The following is an 18,424-nucleotide window of genomic DNA, read 5'->3' on the forward strand; positions in this document are numbered from 1 at the left end:
CAAACTAGACGTTATGAAGCCGAAGATTCTGGTCGTCGACGACGATATGGCTCTCGCGGAGATGCTCACGATCGTCTTGCGGGGTGAGGGTTTCGACCCCCACGTCGTCGGTGACGGCACGCAGGCGCTGACCGCGGTCCGGGAGCTGCGTCCGGATCTCGTGTTGCTGGATCTCATGCTGCCCGGCATGAACGGCATCGACGTGTGCCGGGTGCTGCGAGCCGATTCGGGAGTGCCCATCGTGATGCTGACGGCGAAGACCGACACGGTCGACGTCGTCCTGGGTTTGGAAAGTGGCGCGGACGACTACATCGTCAAGCCGTTCAAGCCGAAGGAACTCGTGGCCCGGGTGCGGGCCCGCCTGCGCCGCACCGAGGAGGAGCCGCAGGAGCTGCTGTCCATCGCCGACATCGTCATCGATGTGCCCGCGCACAAGGTGACCCGCGGCGGGGCGCAGATCTCGCTGACTCCACTGGAGTTCGATCTGCTGGTGGCGCTGGCCCGCAAGCCGCGCCAGGTGTTCACCCGTGAGGTGCTGCTGGAACAGGTCTGGGGCTATCGGCACGCCGCCGACACCCGCCTGGTCAACGTGCACGTCCAGCGGTTGCGCGCCAAGGTGGAGAAGGATCCGGAGAACCCCGAGATCGTGCTGACCGTTCGAGGTGTGGGCTACAAGGCCGGACCGCCGTGATCGCTGGCTCCAGAAACCGCGTTCAGCGGTGGCTGGCGGTAGCGGTGGCCTGGTTCCGCAATCTGGGCGAGCAACTGGGCCACGTCTGGCGGCGTTCGCTGCAGTTGCGTGTTGTCGTGTCCACGCTCACCCTGTCGCTGATCGTCATCACGATTCTGGGCGTCGTGCTCACGAGTCAGATCACCGACCGGTTGTTGGACGCGAAGATCAACGCGGCCGTCGAGGAAATGGGTCGCGCCCGCAACACCGTTCAGAATCAACTGACCGGTGTGCACGATTCGGGTACTCAGCAGAGTCGCCTGGACGACGCCCGCCGCGCGCTGTTCAGCAGCGCCGGCGGGACCCAGACCGGCGGCGCCGCAGGCAGTTACGAGGCGGCCCTGGCCATGACGGGCGACAGCGGGCAGGAGATCACCTCCGGCGCCATCCAGGAGATCCCCGCCGAGCTACGCCAATTCGTCAAGCAGCGGCAGGTCTCCTATCAGTTCGCCACGGTCTCCAGCCCGGACGGGTACAAGGGCTCGGCGCTGATCATCGGCAGCCCCTCGGCCGATATCGACTCGCTGGAGATCTATCTGATCTTCCCGCTCACCAATGAGCAACGGAGTCTGTCGCTCATGCGAGGGACCATGCTCATCGGTGGCATCGTGCTGCTGGTACTGCTGGCCGCGATCACGGCGCTGGTGACGCGTCAGGTGGTGCTGCCCATCAGATCCGCGGCGCGGATCGCGAGTCGGTTCGCCGACGGACGGCTCAAGGAGCGCATGCTGGTGCGCGGTGAGGACGACATGGCGCGGCTCGCCATGTCGTTCAACGAGATGGCCGAGAGCCTGTCCAACCAGATCACCCAACTCGAGGAGTTCGGAAATCTGCAGCGCCGCTTCACCTCCGATGTCAGCCACGAACTGCGCACGCCCTTGACCACCGTGCGCATGGCGGCCGACCTCATCCACGGATCCAGCGACGACCTGGACCCGGCGCTGGCGCGCTCGGCCGAACTGCTCGTCAACGAACTCGACCGCTTCGAGGGACTGCTCAACGACCTGCTCGAGATCAGCCGTCACGACGCGGGCGTGGCCGAGCTGCAGGTGGAATCGCTGGACGTGCGCATGTGCGCGCGGGCCGCGGTCTCCACGGTGCGGCACCTGGCCAAGGAGTCCGGCGTCGAACTGGTGGTGGACATGCCCGAGGAACCGCTGGTGGCCGAGGTGGACCCGCGCCGCGTCGAACGCGTGCTGCGCAACCTGCTCGCCAATGCCATCGACCACAGCGAGGGCAAACCCGTGCTCATGCGCATGCGCGGCGACGTGGACGCCAATGCCGTCGCCATCGTGGTGCGCGACCAGGGCGTGGGCCTGCGGCCCGGCGAGGAGAAGCTGGTGTTCAACCGCTTCTGGCGCTCGGACCCCTCCCGCATGCGCCGCTCCGGCGGCACCGGACTGGGCCTGTCCATCAGCGTCGAGGACGCCAACCTGCACGAGGGCAAGCTCGAGGCGTGGGGCGAGATCGGTGTGGGCGCGAGCTTCCGGCTCACCCTGCCACTGGTGCGCGGCCGCAAGCTCGGCACCAGCCCACTCTCGTTGGAGCCGCCCAAGATTCGCGGCGCGGTCTCGCCCGAGCAGCTGGCCCGCGACATCGCGGGCGCGGACGCCGGCCCGGCGGCCATCACCTCCGTCGCGTCGGTGCTCGAATCCGCGCCCGGCGCAGGGGAACCGGGAGCTACGGGCCCGGACGACGTCGGGGCCGAACCCGGCCCCGAAGCGCCGACCGGGGAAACCGGGGACGAGGAACCGGGATTCGAGGCCATCACCCCGGAATTCCCCTCCACCACCGGGGCTGGTGACGGAACCACCACCGGGACCGAAAACGGCACTGCCGCAGGGGCCGAAAACGGCACTGCCGCAGGGTCCGAAAACGGCACCGCCGCTGGGCTCGACAACGGCACCGCCGCTGGATCCGACAACGGCACTGTCGGTGGGCCGGACAATGGCACCGCCGAAGCCGCCGCCAACGGGGAAAACCATGCCGCCGACAATGATTCCGCCGGTTCCGGCGGAAGCGGTTCCGGCCGCGACACTTCCGGCGGCTCGGTGCCGGCCGCCCAGGGGGACGGCCAATCATGAGGAGGCCGTCCGCGGGCCTGCGCCGGGCCCTGGTGGTGCTCGGCTGCCTGCTCAGTGTCAGCGCGTGCGCGAGCCTGCCGGACTCCTCGGCACCGCAGGCGCTGGGCAGCCTGGACCACCAGCCCACCAGCGCCTCGCCGCTGCCGCCCGTCGCCGGGCGGGAACCCGAGCAGCTGCTGCTGGACTTCATGGCCGCCACGGCCGATCCGTCCGACCGGCATCAGGCGGCACGGCAGTTCCTCTCGCCCGCGGCGAATGCGCAATGGGACGACGCCGCGTCCACCAGCATCGTGGACTCGCAGCCCAATACGCTGCGGGAATCCCGCAACGGCGACTCCGCCACCTATGTGATCCGGGCGCGCAAGATCGGCGAGCTGGCCTCCGACGGCTCCTACCGGCCCGGTGACGGCACCCTGGAGACCAAGGTCGACATGGAGAAGATCGACGGCGAGTGGCGGATCAGGGATCTGCCGCCCGGCGTGATCGTCGAACAGGCCGCCTTCGCCAAGGCCTACCACCGGTATTCGCTGTTCTTCCCGAACCTGACCGGGCAGGCCATGGTGCCCGACCTGCGCTGGATCCCCGCTCGCAAGGACCAGCTGGCGCAGCGGTTGCTCGGTCTGCTCGCCCAGGGACCCCAGTCCGCGCTCGCGCCCGCCGTGCGCAACCCCATGGGCGCGCCGGTCACCCTGCGCGGCCCGATCACCAGGGCCAATGGCGATATCGATAATGTCGGCATCGGCGGCGGCGGGCTGAGCGTCGACTTCTCCGGCGCCACCGCCCTCGACCCGCCCACCCGCGACGTGCTGGCGGCCCAGATCGTCCTCACCCTCTCCGGCGCCGACGTGCTCGGCCCCTACCTGCTCAACGCCGACGGCAAGCCGCTCGACGACAGGTACGCCGGCGGCTGGCAGCGTGGCGACGTGGATGCCCGCAGCCCCGACACCATCGCCCGCAACCGGGCCGGCATGCACGCCGTGCGCGACGGGTCGCTGGTGGCGATCACCGACAACGGAATCACCGCTGCCCCGGGCTTCTTCGGCGCCACCCACACCCTGCAGTCGGTGGGACTGTCGCCGGACGGGCAGCTGGTCGCCGCCGTCGCCAAGTCCGGCCGACCGGACCCCGAGCCCGAGCGCACGCTGATCATCGGAACCTATGACGGCCAGGGCTTCCCGGTCGCCACCGGCGGCACCTTCACCCGGCCCACCTGGCCCGCCGACGGCAGCTCGGCCTGGTCGGTGGTGGACGGCGACCGGGTGATCCGGGCCGTGCACGATCGCACCACCGGCAATGTCTCGGTGCAGGACGTCGACATCGCGGAACTCACCGCGGCGGCGGCCAATTCGACCTCGCCGCGCGCGCCCATCACCGAGCTGCGCATCTCGCCGTCCGGGGCGCGGGCGGCCCTCATCGCCAACGGCAAGGTGTACGTGGCGGTGGTGGTGCCGCAGCCGAACGGGAAGTTCTCGCTGTCCTCGCCGCTGCCGCTGGCCATCGGGCTGAGCACGCCCGCGGTGTCCATCGACTGGCTCAGTGACGAGAAGGTCGTGGTGGGCCGCGACGGCAATGTGGACCCGGTGGCCGGGGTGCTGGTGGACGGCTCGGAGTTCCGCGCCCAGACCTCCCAGAATCTCACCCCGCCGGTGCGCGTGCTGAGCGCCTCACCGGATCAGGAGTACGTGGCCGACTCCCGCGCGGTGCTGGAGCTGACCCGCAATCCCGAAGGGCGCGAGGACTACTGGCGCGAAGTTCCGGGTCTGGGGGCCAACGCGGTTCCGGTGCTGCCCGGCTAGGCGCACACTGAGGGGCATGGGGGAACTGCTGGATCTGATCCTGCCGCGCGCCTGCGGCGGGTGCGGGCGGGCCGGGACGGGGTGGTGCGCGGACTGCGCCACCGCGCTGTCGGGTCCGCCCATCCGGATCCGTCCGCGCGCCGATCCCGGGGTGCCGTGCTGGGCGCTGGCCGGTTACGCGGGCGCGCCGCGGCGGGCCGTGCTGGCGATCAAGGAACAGTGCCGCCGGGACCTGGCGCGGCCGCTCGGCGCCGAATTGGCCAGGGGGCTGGATCATTTGCGGGACACCGCCCGCCCGCTGGTGCTGGTGCCGGCGCCCAGTCGCGGATCCGCCGCCCGCCGGCGCGGGGGAGATCCGGTGGCGCGTGCCGCGAACGTCGCGGCGAGTTTGCTACCCGGTTGCCGAATGGTTCGTCTGTTGCGCATGCGGCCAGGTGTGCGCGACTCGGTGGGCCTGGGACATCGCGATCGCCAGCACAATCTGCACGGGCGGATCATAGTAGCCACCACCCGCCCGCCGGGTGCCCTGTTTCCGGCAAATGCCGAGGTAGTGGTGATCGATGACGTGTTGACCACGGGCGTCACGGTGCGGGAATCGGTGCGTGCGCTGGCTGCTGCGAGAGTGGCGGTTCGTGCCGTGCTGGTTACTTGCGCGGCTTGATTCGCCGAAATTTGCGTGAACACTGGCGGACGGGTCGCTGGCGCACTAGGTTGGCGATCAGACACCCGAACCGCAAGTTTGGAGGTGGCGCCTCGGACATATGTGCCGAGCGAGTTCATCGATCGGCACGTTTCAATCCCGCCGCACGAGCGGCTTGTGCGGCCAGATCCGGGAGGTACGCGTGACGACTACTTCACGACTCTCAGCGAAGAACGCAGACACCACGGTGCTGCTCGATGACGAGGTCATCTCAGACGATTCATCCACTCGGGCCACCATCGCGGATGTCGTGGTCAAGGGCAGGACCCTCGGTGAGGGCGGAGTGCCCGACCATTTCCGAATTCACGTGGCGGACAAGCTCTCTCGGCTCGAGCGGTTCGACCCCACCATCTACCTCTTCGACGTGGAACTCACCCACGAACGCAACCGTCGTCAACGCAAGAACTGCCAGCGGATAGAGATCACCGCCCGCGGCAAGGGCCCGGTCGTCCGGGCCGAAGCGCGCGCGGACAGCTTCTACGCGGCCCTCGAGTTCGCGGTCGAGAAGCTGGAGAGCCGACTGCGCCGGCTCAAGGACCGCCGTCGCGTCCACCACGGGGACAAGACACCGATCTCGGTGTCGGAGGCGACCGCCGATCTCATCGACGAATCCCTGTTCTCCGCCAATGGATCCATCGCGCACGAGCACGCGGCCGACGAGATGGACGAAGCCGCCGGCCCCGGCCATGTGGTGCGCACCAAGCAGCACTCCGCGATCCCCATGACGGTTGACGACGCCCTCTACCAGATGGAGCTGGTAGGCCACGATTTCTTCCTGTTCCAGGACAAGGAGACCGACCGACCGTCGGTCGTCTACCGCCGCCACGCCTTCGACTACGGGCTCATCAGGCTCGCGTAACCAGCGGCTGGGGAACATCCACCTTTCGACCGGGGTCACGAACAGGACCCCGGTCGCCTGTTGTGTCCGGGGGGTTCTTGCTGTTACGGCGTGTATCAGTTAAAACTGTGCCATGGCTACCAAGGTCGCTCGCCGTGCTGTCATCGTCGCCGGGGCTCGGACCCCGTTCGTGCGGGCATTCAGCGAATTCACGCGGATGGACTCCATCGACCTCGCCGATAGCGCTGTGCGCGGGCTGCTGGAACGTACCGGGCTGCCGAAGCAGGACGTCCAGGCCATCGTCTGGGGTGGGGTGATCCTGCCCAGCGGCGCGCCGAACATCGCGCGGGAGATCGCGCTCGATCTGGAACTGGACGCGGGCTGCGAGGGCTACACCGTGACGCGCGCCTGCGCGTCCGGGCTGCAGGCGGTGGTGTCGGCGGCGGCCGCCATCGAACGCGGCGAGTACGACATCATGGTCGCCGGCGGCAGCGACTCCACCAGCAATGCCGAGATCAAGCTGCCGCAGAAGCTGGTGCACGCCGCAGCGCCGCTGGCGCTGGGCAAGCCCAAGGCCAAGGACTATCTCACCGCCGCAACCCAATTGGCCCCGTTCTTCGACCTGATGCCGCGCCGGCCCCAGATCGCCGAGCGCACCACCGGTGAGGTCATGGGCGAGTCGGCCGAGAAAATGGCGCGCATCCACGGCATTTCGCGCGGCGCACAGGACCACTTCGCCGCCACCTCCCATCACCGGGCCGCCGCGGCCATCGCCTCCGGCCGCTTCGACCGCGAGGTGGTGCCGGTCCACACGCCCGACGGGACCGCGGTGTCGCGGGACGGACTGGTGCGGCCGGACACCAGCCTGGCCAAACTCTCCGAGCTGGCACCGGTTTTCGCCGAGAGCGGCACCGTCACCGCCGGCAATTCCAGCCCGCTCACCGACGGCGCCTCGGCGGTGCTGCTGATGAGCGAGGAGAAGGCGCGCGTGCTCGGCTACGAGCCCCTCGCCGCCTTCCGCTCCTGGAGCTTCGTCAGCGTCGACCCGCGCGACCAGGTGCTGATCGGCCCGGCCGTCTCCATGCCGCGAGCCCTCGACCGGGCCGGAATGTCGCTCGCAGACATCGATTTCGTCGATATCCACGAGGCCTTCGCCGCCCAGACCCTGTCCGTGGTCTCGGCGCTGGCCAGCCACGAATGGTCCAAGACCCGCCTCGACCGCGACGCCGCGGTGGGCGAGATCGATCCGGCCAAGCTCAATGTGCACGGCGGCTCGGTCTCCCTCGGCCACCCCTTCGGCGCGACCGGCGCGCGCATGGTCACCACCATGGCCAACGAACTCGCCCTGACCGGCAAGTCCACCGCCTTGCTCGGCATCTGCGCCGCCGGCGGCATCGGGGCCTCGGCGGTGCTGGAGCGGGTCTAGCCGACGCGCCTCTGTGCCAACGGTTTCGACGGCGGTCGCCCAGCCGATTCCCGCCGGCCCGGAGGATCCGAACCAGCTCGATCGACATCGGGAGGGACGCGCCCCGCGGCCGGTTGACCGGAATTCCGATCGACACCCTGAACCGCGTGGGTGGAGCCTTCCGGGGCAGTGTGCTGGTCGGCGCGGGTGTGGGCGGTGCCGTCGGTGCCGTCGGTGGTTACCCGAATGCGCCGCCGCGGTGAGGATCGGCGCGAACACGACTTCGTGCAGGTGAGACCCCGGCTCGCGAATGCGGGCCGGGGTCTTTTGCGTGCTGCGCGGAAATGGCTGGTGGTGAGGTGATGTCGAGTGGGTATTCCCGGGGTGACCGAGATGAGCGGAGGTAGGTCATGGTCGCTAGGACGATGGTCGGCGCCGCGGCACTCGTGGTCGCGGCGGGCGGCTGTGGCGTGGGCGGCGCGGCGGGCGGCACGGGAAGCGCTGGGGCGCTGCCACTTCCGGTGACCGGGTCCGAGGGCGGGCAACCGGTGGCGGACCACGACCTGTATCTGCGGCTGCGCAATGCCGAACAGCACGCGGGGGAGCGGTATCCCGTGTACGGGCTGGTGTATTCGGATGCGGCGGTGTGGACTCTGGCGTTCGTGAGCGGCGGGCCGACCGACTACTACACCATCGACGGCGCCCGGGTGGAGCTCGCCGCACCGCCGGGCCGCACTGTGGCGCAGGGTGACGTGTTCACCGGGACCATCACGATCACCGGCAAGCGCGACTCCGGGGATCCGGTGGTGGCCCTCGACGACGTCGCGGTCATCGGCCATCGCCCGGCCGAGGCGCTGCGCTGACACCCGGACGGACCGCGGCCGTATGCGGGTATCCCGTCATCTGAGCAGCGACTCGCCGATCGCGGAAACGGGTCATCGCCGTCGGCCGCACCTATGGTGTGAGTCCGACCGACGGTTTGATCGCGGCCCGATTTCCGACCCGCCCGATGTGTAGCCCGCCGTGCCGAAGGCGGCCCGGCGGTCGGCCCCTGCGCCCAGCAGCGATACGAATACCAATCCAAGACAACACGATGCGAACGGCTCGGGCGTGGATTGCTGGACGAATCGCGCGCGGCGGCTGGAGGAGCGGATGGAGAGTGTCTTCGCGATCGCCCTCGCGATCACGGCCGCCGTGGCGCTGGCCCGGCTCGCCCTGTGGTGTGACGCGCCGCGGACGCGGCCCATCACCATGGTGCTGTCGCTGCTGGCGATCGGCGCGATCTTCGTCGAACCGCAGTGGCGGGACGGCGTCGATTCCGTCTTCGTCACCCGTGGTCTGGCGGGCCTCGTCTCGGATGTGGTGCTGCTGGTGGCGGTCTGCCTGCTGTGCGCGCACGTCGCGCGGGTCTGGGACAACGAGTGGCTCCGCCGGGCGGCGCTGGTGATCGGGGTCGCCGGGGGTCTCGCGCTCGTCGTCGTCCACGCGATCGCCGAGCACGCGGGCGCGCGTCGCGGATACACCGGTCAATTGAGCGGTCCCGCAACGGTCTACGGGATCGTGCTGTCGGTCCTGCTGATCGCGGTGAACGTCGCTCCGCTGATCACGGTGGCGCTGGCGCGCCCGGCCGCCCGCGGCCAATTCTGGTTCGCCGCTTCGGCTCTGACCTGGATCGGGCTCGCGGGGCTGCGCGGGGCGGCGACCGCCGACCCGGATGGGTTCGCGGACGCGTTCTGGCAGCTGCGGCTGCCGTTGGACACGCTCGTGCTGCTGTCCGGGGCGGGTCTGGGGTTGTCGGATCTGCGGCGCAAGCAACGACCCGGCAACTGCCACGGCGAACGTATACTCGGCAAATGGCCGAGTGGATCTTTTTGATGCATCCGCCCCGCGACAATTTCATCGCCACCATGACCGCAGACGAAAGATCGGCGTTCGCGGCGCACAGGGAATGGCTGGCGCGCCTGGACACCGCCGGTGTGCTGCTGGTGGCCGGGCCTACCCTGGGCAGTGTCAATACCGGCGTCGGGATCTTCACCGCCGATGACGAGGCCGCCGCGCGGCGCATCATCGCCGATGAGCCTGTCACCAGCGCAGGCTTCATGCGCGGCGATCTGCGGCCGATCCAGCTCGGCTACCTCAACCCCCGCACCGAGAGCGAACCCGTCACCTGATCGTCGCGCCAGCAGGATGGCGTGCGCAGTCAGAAGTCCTTCCCTACCATCCGAGGACCGACAATGGCCATCGCGCAGACGACCGAGCATCACGAGATCATCGATGTGACCCGTGCCCAGCGTCCCCGAGTACTGATGGTGGTCGCCAACCCGGCGACCTCGACGACGCTGAACATTCCGGTGGGCTTCTGGGCCGCCGAACTCACGCATCCCTATTACGAATTCACCAGAGCCCGTTATGAGATCACCATAGCCAGCCCCGACGGCGGGCGAGTCGAGATGGACGCCATGTCCGACCCGCGCGACGCGAGCAGGTGGTCGGCAGATGATCTGATCACCATGGGCTTCGTCAACACCCCCGAATTGGCTGTTCTGCTGGACGATACCGCCGTATTGGCTGATCTGGACCACGACGACTTCGACGCGATCGTGGTCTGTGGCGGTCAGTCGCCGATGTTCACCTTCCGGGGCCGCAAGGATCTGGCCACCACGATCGGGGCATTCCACGCCGCCGAGAAGCCTACCGCGGTGCTGTGTCACGGCACCTGCGCGCTGCTGGACGTTGTCGCCGACGACGGCACGCCGTTCATCACGGGCAAGACCATGACCGGCTTCGCCAATGTCGAGGAGGACTTCTCGGATCAAGCCTTGGGGCGTACCGTGATGCCGTTCCGAATCCAGGACGAGGCCAGCGCGCTGGGCGCCAACTTCGTCACCGGTGGCCTGTTCCGCGCCTTCGCCGTCCGCGACGGCAACCTCATCACCGGTCAACAGCAGTACTCCGGCGCGAAGGTCGCTCAGATGGTGATCGAGTCACTGGGAATCTGAACGGATCAGGCCGGTGCGTTCAACTGGATGCCGAGGTCGACGGTGAGGATGCGGCCGATCATGCCGCCGAAGGACGGGCCGACACCGAAGTCGCCGCGGTCCAGGCTGCCGGTGGCGGTGAAGCCGATGGACGGGCGGCCGGTCACGGGATGCGGCCGCAGTCCGTTCCAGGACACGGTCAGGGGCAGCGGCCGCGTCAGCTCACCGAAGCTGACCTCGCCGTTCACGTCGAAGGATTCGCCGATCCGGATCGAGCCGGGCGTCCGGAAGGTCATGGTCGGCCGGCGCTCCACATCCAGGAAGTCGGCGTGGCGGACGTGGTCGTCGCGTTTGGCATTGCCGGTGTGGAAGGAATCCAGGTGGATGGTGGCCTCGATGGCCGCCGCCCCGGTGTCGTCCACTACGAATCCGGTGTCGAAGCGCCGGAATTCACCGCGCACGCGCAGCAGTCCGAAGTTGCGCAGCGAGAAGCCGACGGTGGAGTTCGTGGCGTCCAGGGTCCAGAGGCCGGGGGTGAGGGCGATACCGGTCGACGTCGTCATGGCCTCGACTGTCGTCCGGTCGCGGGGGCGTAACCAGACCGGCTTGGTCCAGGGACTGCCGGTCCGTGGCTAATCGTCCGTGCGTGGCGTGAATCGTTCCCAGTGCACGGCCGATTCGAGGGGCCGCCGATGGCGCCAGCCGAAGCGCTCGAGGTCCGGTACCTGCTGGAATTCGTCGACCGGGCCGACACAGAGCCAGGCGACCGGTTTCACGCCCGGCGGCAGCGAGAGCAGGTCGGTGAGGAACGGCTCGTCGTAGAAGCTCACCCAGCCCACGCCCACGCCCTCGGCGGTGGCGGCCAGCCACAGGTTCTGGATGGCCAGGATGGTGGAGTAGATACCGGTTTCCGGCACGGTCGCGCGACCCAGCACATGGGTGCCGCCGCGCGCCTGATTGTGGGTCACCACGATGCCGGTGCCGCTCTCCACAATTCCTTCGATCTTGATCGGATTGAAGGTCTCGGCGCGATCGGACGGCAGCGAGTCGTGGAACTGCTGCCGCTTCTCGGCCACATGATCGGCGAACTTGGTCAGCGTGGCCGGATCTCGCAGCACCACGAAATCCCACGGCATCGAATTGCCGACGCTGGGCGCCCGATGCGCCGCCTCGAGAATTCGGAGCAGTGTGGTGTCGTCGACCACCTCGCCGGTGAATTCGGCGCGGACATCACGACGCAGTTTGATGGCGTCGTAGACGCTCAGACATTCGGTGGCGCTGACAGGACCTTCGGAACACACGGCGTCCAGTGAACCAGGGCGGAGGTCGACGGGGGTCATCGGCCCATTCCCGCGAAAACGCCCCCCGCCGGAAACTCGGCGGGGGGCGTTTCGGAATGCCGGGTGGCTCAGCCGACCAGGGCCGGTTCGCGCCGGGACAGCTTGCGGCGGCCCTCCCGCAGCGCGGTGCGCAGGCCGCGGCGGCGTCCGGTCATCGGGTCGATGCTGGACTCGCCGCCGAAGATCTTCTCGGACTTGGTTTCCGGAGCGTCGTCGGTCGAGCGGCGCAGGTACTTGTTGGGCAGCGACAGCTTCATGATGGTGCGCCACGACTTGGCGTACTGCACCGGCAGCGAACCGGTGGTGTAGGGCAGGTCGTACTTCTCGCACAGCGCCCGCACCCGCACCGCGATGGCCGACAGGTGGTTGGACGGAATGTCCGGGTACAGGTGGTGCTCGATCTGGTGCGAGAGGTTGCCGGTCATGAAGTGCATGAGCGGGCCACCGGAGATGTTGGCCGAACCCAGCATCTGCCGCAGGTACCACTCGCCCTGCGTCTCGTTGTCGCAGTCGAACTTGGTGAACTTCTCGGCGCCGTCGGGGAAGTGACCGCAGAAGATGACCGCATTGGTCCACACATTGCGGACGATGTTCGCGGCCAGATTGGCGGTCAGCGTGCCCAGGAAGGCCGGGCCGGTGAGCAGCGGGAAGATCAGGTAGTCCTTGGCGGCCTGCTTGCCGATCTTCTTCAGAACGGTCTTGCGATCCTCCTCGAACTGGATGCGCTCGGGCGAGCCCGGGGCCCACTTCTTCTTGGCGACCTTGCCCAGCTCCAAATGCTGGATGGCGACACCGTATTCGAAGAACATCTGCAGCAGCAGGTTGTAGACCGGCTGTCCGAGATAGAACGGCGACCAGCGCTGATCGCGGGTGACGCGCAGCAGGCCGTAGCCGATGTCGTCATCCATGCCCAGCACATTGGTGTACTTGTGGTGCAGGAAGTTGTGGGTGATCTTCCAGTGTTCGGACGGGCCCGCGTTGTCCCATTCCCATTTGGTGGAGTGGATTTCCGGATCGTTCATCCAGTCCCACTGCCCGTGCATCACATTGTGGCCGATCTCCATGTTCTCGATGATCTTGGCGGTACCCAGCAGGGCCACGCCGGCCAGCCACGCAGGCGGGAAGAGACTCGCGAAAAGCACTGCGCGGCCACTGATTTCGAGGCCGCGCTGGAGACGGATCACATTGCGGATGTAACGGGCATCCTGCTCGCCCAGGGACGATTCGACCTCACGGCGGATGGCGTCTAGCTCCGCCCCGATCGCTTCGACGTCCTCCGGGGTGAGGTGCGCGTATTCCTTGACATCCGAGATCGCCATGGCGGTTACACTACCGTAGGTTACGGTCCCGTAGGTTGGTGAAGATCGAATCTCTAACGTGTCGAATGCCGCATTGTTTTCGTGACTCGACTCTGCTAGCGATTGCGACGGAGTTTACGCGAGAACCAGCCTCCGCGTTGGGCTTTATCGGCCAATGCGGCCTTTTCCGTCCGCGCCTTTTCCTGCAGTGCGGCCTTGGCCTCGCGCAACACCTGCTTCTCGTGCGCGGCCTTCTCCTTGAGCGCCACCTTGGCCTCCTGCATGGCCGACCGCAGCCCGCGCCGCTCACCGGTCTCGGGGTCCAGGCCCCAGCGCGGCTGGTGCTCGGCCAGCCACTCGCTCGCGCTGTGCTCGGCCAGCCATTCACTGCCGTTCCACGTCGGCATGGACGGCAGCGAGATGCCCGCGAACTTGCGCTCCGAGGAGGTCTCCGGCGCGTCGTCGGAGGTCCGCTTGAGCCACTGGTCCGGCAGCGCCAGCTTGTGGATCGTGCGGAACGCCAGCAGGTATTGCTTGCCCAGCGAGCCGGTGGTGTACGGCAGGTCGTACTTGTCGCACAGCTCCTGCACCTTCACCGAGACCTCGGGATACCGATTGCTCGGAATATCCGGGAACAGGTGGTGCTCGATCTGGTAGCTCAGATTGCCGCTCATGAACGCCATCACCGGGCCTGCATCGAAATTGGCGCTGCCCAGCATCTGGCGCAGGTACCACTCGCCCTGCGTCTCGTTCTCGAACTGGTCCACGGTGAACTTCTCGGCGCCGTCCGGGAAATGGCCGCAGAAGATGACCGCGTACGCCCACAGATTGCGAATCAGGTTCGCGGTGGCATTCGCCTTCAGTGTCGACTTCCAAGCACGACCGGTGAGCGCCGGATAGATCACGAAATCCTTGGCGACCTGTCTACCGGCCTTGCGCCAGAATGCCTTGTTCGGTTCGTTGACGACATGGCGCAGGGGGAAGAACTGGCTCGGGGGCACACCCATCTGTTCCTTGGTGGCCGCCAGATCGTGCAGCGCGATGCCCCACTCGAACAGCGCGGCCAGAAACAGATTCGCCACCGGTTGCGCCAGATTGATCGGCTTCCATTCCTCGTCGCGCGTCATGCGCAGGATGCCGAAGCCCAGATCGTCATCCATGTCGAGGATGTTGGTGTACATGTGGTGCGAATAGTTGTGCGCGGCCTTCCACTGCGCCGAGGTACCCGTCATATCCCACTCCCAGGTGGTGGAGTGGATCTCCGGGTCGTTCATCCAATCCCATTGCCCGTGGCTGATGTTGTGCCCGAGCTCCATGTTCTCGATGATCTTGGCGACCGACAGCAGTGCGGTGCCGGTCAGCCACGCCCAGCGCTTCTTCGACGCGAAGAGCGTGGCGCGGCCGGCGGCCTCCAGAATCCGTTGCGCCGCAATGGTGCGCCGGATGTAGCGGGCATCGCGTTCACCGAGCGAGTGCTCGATATCGCGCCGAACGGTGTCGAGCTCCTGACCCAGGGTCTCGATATCGGCCGCCGTGAGATGAGCGAATGCCTTGATGTCGGTGATGGCCACCGGCGGTCCTTCCGTGTCTGATTTGCCCTCCGCTGCGCTACGGGCGGGTTCGCGGCCCTGGAGGTCTCATTCTTCCCTCCCTCCGCTCCCCCGCTTCGCTCCGCTCAGTCCAGAACGAGACGGGCCGCGAACCAGGAGGGGGCTGGTATCGAGAGTAGCGGTGTCCGCGCGTTCAGGTGTCAGTCAGTGGGTGTCAAACTTCGAGGGTGCAATCGCCCGCAGCGGCGGAGATGCAGGTCTGGATCTTGTCCCCGGCGCGGTGCTCCTTGCCGTTGCGCAGATCGCGCACATGGCCCTCGGTGACCGTGACCACGCAGGTCTGGCAGATGCCCATGCGGCAGCCGAACGGCATCTGCACGCCCGCGCCCTCACCGGCCTGCAGCAGCGTGGTCGCGCCGTCCACCTCGGCCGAGCGGCCGGCCTTGGCGAAGGTGACGGTGCCGCCCTCACCGGTGGCGTTGCGCTCGATCTCGAAGCGCTCCACGTGCAGCTTGGACTCCAGAGCGGCGGCGGCCCAATGCTTCTCGATCTCGTCCAGCATGGGCAGCGGGCCGCAGGCCCAGACCTCGCGCTCGCGCCAGTCCGGCACCACCTCGTCCAGATCGGCGAGCGCGAACTTGCCCTGCTCGCCGGTGAGGTGCAGGTGCGCGGTGAAACCCGGGTGCCGGTTGTGCATGTCGCGCAGCTCGTCACCGAACATCACGTCGTCGGGTGTACGGGCGGAGTGGATGTGCATGACATCCGGGACCGCATTGCGGCGATCCATGGTGCGCAGCATGGCCATGACGGGCGTGACGCCCGAGCCCGCGGTCAGGAACAGCACCTTGGACGGCGCCGGATCCGGCAGCACGAACCCGCCCTGCGGCGCGGCCAGCCGCACGATGGTCCCGGCCGGCACCCCGGAGACGATGTGGCTGGACAGGAAGCCCTCCGGCATCGCCTTCACCGCGATGGAGATGAGCCGCCTGCCCTTGTGCGCGCTGTCGCCGGTCCAATCCGGCGGGCAGGTCAGCGAATACGAGCGCCAGTGCCAGCGGCCGTCCACCAGCACGCCGATGCCGATGTACTGGCCCGGCTCGAATGTGAAGTCGAAACCCCAGCCCGGCTTGATGACCAGGGTGGCCGAATCCGCGGTCTCCTTGCGCACCTCGACGATGCGGCCGCGCAGCTCGCGCGCCGACCACAGCGGGTTCACCAGGTGCAGGTAGTCGTCGGGCAGCAGGGGAGTGGTGATGCGCGCCGCGGCGCCGCGCAGGGCGTCGAGGGGAGTCCGTCCGCCGGTGCCGCCTTCGGCTACGGGGGCTTCCAGCCAGTCCCGCAGTCCTCGCACGGAGAACCCACCACTCTTCGATGCCATATCCCGGAACGCTTCCTGTCGTCGTGCGCGCTGGTCAGCGCGTCGTCGTACGCCTGTCGCCCATGTGATGAGCAACCATCACAGCCAGGTTACGGCATCGTAGGTTACGGGCGCTGTGTTGGATTGCCCCTCCGCTTCGCTCCGGGGCGGGTTCGCGGCCCCGAGGTCTCGATTCTTCCCTCCTCCGCTCCTCCAAGGCGCAGGTCTATGGAGCCGCTCGCCGCTCCAAGGCGGAGGTCTATCAAGCCGCAGTCCAGAGAATCGAGACGGCCGCGAACCTGGCGGCTTTACGCGAACTTGCCTGTGGGGTTACAGGAGATCGAGCAAGAAGGGGAGTTCTTGCGCTGCGTACCAGGCGAGCTGGTGGTCCTCGGCGTCGCCGAGCACGAATTCGGCGTCGGCGTCGCCCATGTCGGCGGCGTCGATGACCTCCACGGCCTTGGCGACCTCGGACTCGGCCTCGGCCAGGTCCACGTGGATGGACGCGATGCGGTCGTAGGCGATCGGGCCGGACAGCCGCACCACGGCGTCGTCCAGATCCGGGCGCAGGGTCGCGCCGTCCACATCGGCGGCGATGACCGCGCGGCGGAAGACCGGTCCGGCCGGGGCGGCATCGGATTCGTCGCCGGATTCGTCGCCCGCGCGATCGCCGCGCACCTCCGCGGCCGCCTGTTCCTCGGCGAGCAGTCGCAGCGAGGCGCGCGCGGCCTCGGCCATGGCGACCTCGGCCAGCTCCTCGTCGTCGCCGGAGGCATAGGCCTCGCGCAGCGCCGGCGTCACCGCGAAGGCGGTGTCGTTGAGCGCGCGAATCTCGCGGTCGGCGACCAGTTCCCGCAGCATCGGCACCGTGGCCGGGACGTAGACCCGTAGTTTCTTCGAGACGCGGGACGACTCACTGGACGCAGGCACCGAGCATCTCCTCCATCGACTCGTGCACCGAAGCGGTCAGCACCGCGATGTCCGCCATGGCGTCGCGATCGGCGGTGAGTCCGTAGAACACCCGTCCGTCGTAGGACGTGAGCCCGATGCTCAGAGCCTGAAAGCGCAGCAGCGGCGACACCGGGTACATCTCCAGCATCCGTGCGCCCCCGATATACATGGGCTGCTGCGGACCCGGCGCGTTGGTGATCACCAGATTGAACGTGTGCTCTGCAAAAGTACTCGCCGACCGCACGCTCATGGCATGCAGGCTCGCCGGAGCGAATCCGGCCATGTGCATAAGCGTGCGGGCGCGGACCCCGAGCTGATGCCGGGAATGGGGCTCGGTCGCGTGCTTGATGTGCTCCATGCGGATCACCGGATTCGGTTCGCCCACCGGCAGATCCACCAGCAGCGAGGTGACCTCGCCCGCGGGTTTGAGCTCACCGTTCGGTCCGTCGGCGTAGACCGACATGGGTACGACCGCCCGCAGCGCGTCGGCCTCGGTCAGCACCTGCCCGCGCGAGAGCAGCCAATTGCGCAGCGCCCCCGTCACCACCGCGAGGATCACATCGTTGATGGAGCAGTCGAACCGCTTGCGGATCTTGCGGTAGTCCTCGAGATCCGTGCGCACCACCTCGAACCGGCGATTGCGCGAGGTGCGGGTGTTCAGGGGACTGTCGGGAGCGCCGATGGCCGCGGCCCGGACCATGGACACCAGCTTCTGCACCGCCTTGCCGGTGGCGTCGACCATGGCGAAGGCCTCGGCCACGTGGTGGCGGGCCACCTCCAGGCCCTCGCGCGGCTGGGTGGCCAGGTGCAGCACCGCGCCGAGCAGCAATTCGAGGTCGGCGGGTTCGCGATGGGCGATCCAGGCGTCGTCGGCGACCTCGCGGGGCGCGGTCGAGGTGTCCAGGATCACATGCCCGATCTCGAGCGCACCGTCCCCGTCGACCAGGGCCGAATGGGTCTTGGTGAAGATGGCGCAGCGGCCCTCGGACAGGCCCTCGACCAGGTACATCTCCCACAGGGGCCGGGAGGGGTCGAGGGGGCGTGACGCCAGCCGCGCCACCAGGTCCAGCAGCTGCTCGTCGGTGCCCGGCTCGGGCAGGGCGGAGCGGCGGATGTGATAGGTGATGTCGAAGTGGCTGTCGTCCACCCACACCGGGCGGCCCAGCGTGAACGGGATCTCCCGCACCTTGCGGCGGTACAGCGGCACCAGCGGCAGCCGTGACTCGACCAGGGTTGCCAGCCGGTCATAATCCAGCGGCCCGTGCCCCGAGTTTCCGGCCGGCGCGGGATTGCGCAGGATGGCCAGGGAACCGATATGCATGGGGTTGCTGCTGGATTCCAGCCGGTAGAACGACGCGTCCTGCGGCGTCAGTCTGGTGATCACGCTGCCCGCTACT

Annotated in this window: 17 protein-coding genes; 10 read left to right on the forward strand and 7 right to left on the reverse strand. The window is 68.0% G+C overall.

Going from position 1 to position 18,424, the window contains the following annotated elements:
• Positions 1 to 13: 13 nt before the first annotated feature.
• From mtrA to AB0L60_RS05140, 10 genes are all read left to right on the forward strand, one after another.
• On the forward strand, positions 14 to 691 hold the full coding sequence (gene mtrA / locus AB0L60_RS05095; RefSeq protein WP_033090495.1) for an MtrAB system response regulator MtrA: 678 nt from the start codon (positions 14 to 16) through the stop codon (positions 689 to 691).
• Positions 688 to 2,814 carry an MtrAB system histidine kinase MtrB gene (gene mtrB, locus AB0L60_RS05100; RefSeq protein ID WP_364607468.1) on the forward strand — a complete coding sequence of 709 codons (2,127 nt, stop codon included), beginning with the start codon at positions 688 to 690 and terminating at the stop codon, positions 2,812 to 2,814. Before mtrA ends, mtrB begins: the two co-directional genes overlap by 4 nt.
• Positions 2,811 to 4,610, forward strand: coding sequence for an MtrAB system accessory lipoprotein LpqB (lpqB, locus tag AB0L60_RS05105; protein ID WP_364607471.1), 1,800 nt, complete (start codon positions 2,811 to 2,813; stop codon positions 4,608 to 4,610). The genes mtrB and lpqB overlap by 4 nt, the downstream gene beginning before the upstream one ends.
• Before the next feature lie 16 nt (positions 4,611 to 4,626).
• Positions 4,627 to 5,271 carry a ComF family protein gene (locus AB0L60_RS05110; RefSeq protein WP_364607474.1) on the forward strand — a complete coding sequence of 215 codons (645 nt, stop codon included), beginning with the start codon at positions 4,627 to 4,629 and terminating at the stop codon, positions 5,269 to 5,271.
• 226 nt (positions 5,272 to 5,497) lie between these two features.
• Positions 5,498 to 6,169, forward strand: a complete 672-nt coding sequence (gene raiA, locus AB0L60_RS05115; RefSeq protein WP_354834132.1) for a ribosome-associated translation inhibitor RaiA — start codon at positions 5,498 to 5,500, stop codon at positions 6,167 to 6,169.
• 112 nt (positions 6,170 to 6,281) lie between these two features.
• Positions 6,282 to 7,574: an acetyl-CoA C-acyltransferase gene (locus AB0L60_RS05120; RefSeq protein ID WP_364607477.1), complete on the forward strand. Its 1,293-nt coding sequence runs from the start codon at positions 6,282 to 6,284 to the stop codon at positions 7,572 to 7,574.
• Between the two features lie 389 nt (positions 7,575 to 7,963).
• Positions 7,964 to 8,416, forward strand: a complete 453-nt coding sequence (locus AB0L60_RS05125; protein ID WP_364607480.1) for a hypothetical protein — start codon at positions 7,964 to 7,966, stop codon at positions 8,414 to 8,416.
• 289 nt (positions 8,417 to 8,705) lie between these two features.
• Entirely contained in the window at positions 8,706 to 9,428 is a 723-nt protein-coding gene (locus AB0L60_RS05130) for a hypothetical protein (RefSeq protein ID WP_364607483.1), read from the forward strand.
• A complete protein-coding gene (locus AB0L60_RS05135; RefSeq protein ID WP_364607486.1) occupies positions 9,407 to 9,724 on the forward strand; it encodes a YciI family protein in 318 nt (105 codons plus the stop codon). The genes AB0L60_RS05130 and AB0L60_RS05135 overlap by 22 nt, the downstream gene beginning before the upstream one ends.
• 63 nt (positions 9,725 to 9,787) lie before the next feature.
• Complete coding sequence (locus tag AB0L60_RS05140) at positions 9,788 to 10,552, forward strand: type 1 glutamine amidotransferase domain-containing protein (RefSeq protein WP_364607489.1); 765 nt, start codon at positions 9,788 to 9,790, stop codon at positions 10,550 to 10,552.
• Between the two features lie 5 nt (positions 10,553 to 10,557).
• Here AB0L60_RS05140 and AB0L60_RS05145 read toward each other — a convergent pair whose 3' ends face one another.
• From AB0L60_RS05145 to AB0L60_RS05175, 7 genes are all read right to left on the reverse strand, one after another.
• Positions 10,558 to 11,094, reverse strand: coding sequence for a YceI family protein (locus AB0L60_RS05145; RefSeq protein WP_364607492.1), 537 nt, complete (start codon positions 11,092 to 11,094; stop codon positions 10,558 to 10,560).
• A 69-nt stretch (positions 11,095 to 11,163) separates the two neighbouring features.
• Positions 11,164 to 11,832 carry a 5,6-dimethylbenzimidazole synthase gene (bluB, locus tag AB0L60_RS05150; RefSeq protein WP_364607495.1) on the reverse strand — a complete coding sequence of 223 codons (669 nt, stop codon included), beginning with the start codon at positions 11,830 to 11,832 and terminating at the stop codon, positions 11,164 to 11,166.
• A 107-nt stretch (positions 11,833 to 11,939) separates the two neighbouring features.
• The gene (locus AB0L60_RS05155; protein ID WP_364607498.1) at positions 11,940 to 13,190 is read right to left on the reverse strand and encodes an acyl-CoA desaturase; all 1,251 of its coding nucleotides are present in this window, start codon (positions 13,188 to 13,190) and stop codon (positions 11,940 to 11,942) included.
• 95 nt (positions 13,191 to 13,285) lie between these two features.
• Complete coding sequence (locus tag AB0L60_RS05160) at positions 13,286 to 14,740, reverse strand: fatty acid desaturase (protein WP_364607501.1); 1,455 nt, start codon at positions 14,738 to 14,740, stop codon at positions 13,286 to 13,288.
• A gap of 193 nt (positions 14,741 to 14,933) precedes the next feature.
• The gene (locus AB0L60_RS05165; protein ID WP_364607504.1) at positions 14,934 to 16,097 is read right to left on the reverse strand and encodes a ferredoxin reductase; all 1,164 of its coding nucleotides are present in this window, start codon (positions 16,095 to 16,097) and stop codon (positions 14,934 to 14,936) included.
• 309 nt (positions 16,098 to 16,406) lie between these two features.
• Complete coding sequence (locus tag AB0L60_RS05170) at positions 16,407 to 16,937, reverse strand: hypothetical protein (RefSeq protein WP_364608528.1); 531 nt, start codon at positions 16,935 to 16,937, stop codon at positions 16,407 to 16,409.
• A 52-nt stretch (positions 16,938 to 16,989) separates the two neighbouring features.
• Complete coding sequence (locus AB0L60_RS05175) at positions 16,990 to 18,411, reverse strand: wax ester/triacylglycerol synthase family O-acyltransferase (protein ID WP_364607507.1); 1,422 nt, start codon at positions 18,409 to 18,411, stop codon at positions 16,990 to 16,992.
• Positions 18,412 to 18,424: the final 13 nt, after the last annotated feature.

This window comes from Nocardia sp. NPDC051981 (assembly GCF_040680715.1).
In the GTDB taxonomy this organism is placed as follows: Bacteria; Actinomycetota; Actinomycetes; order Mycobacteriales; family Mycobacteriaceae; genus Nocardia.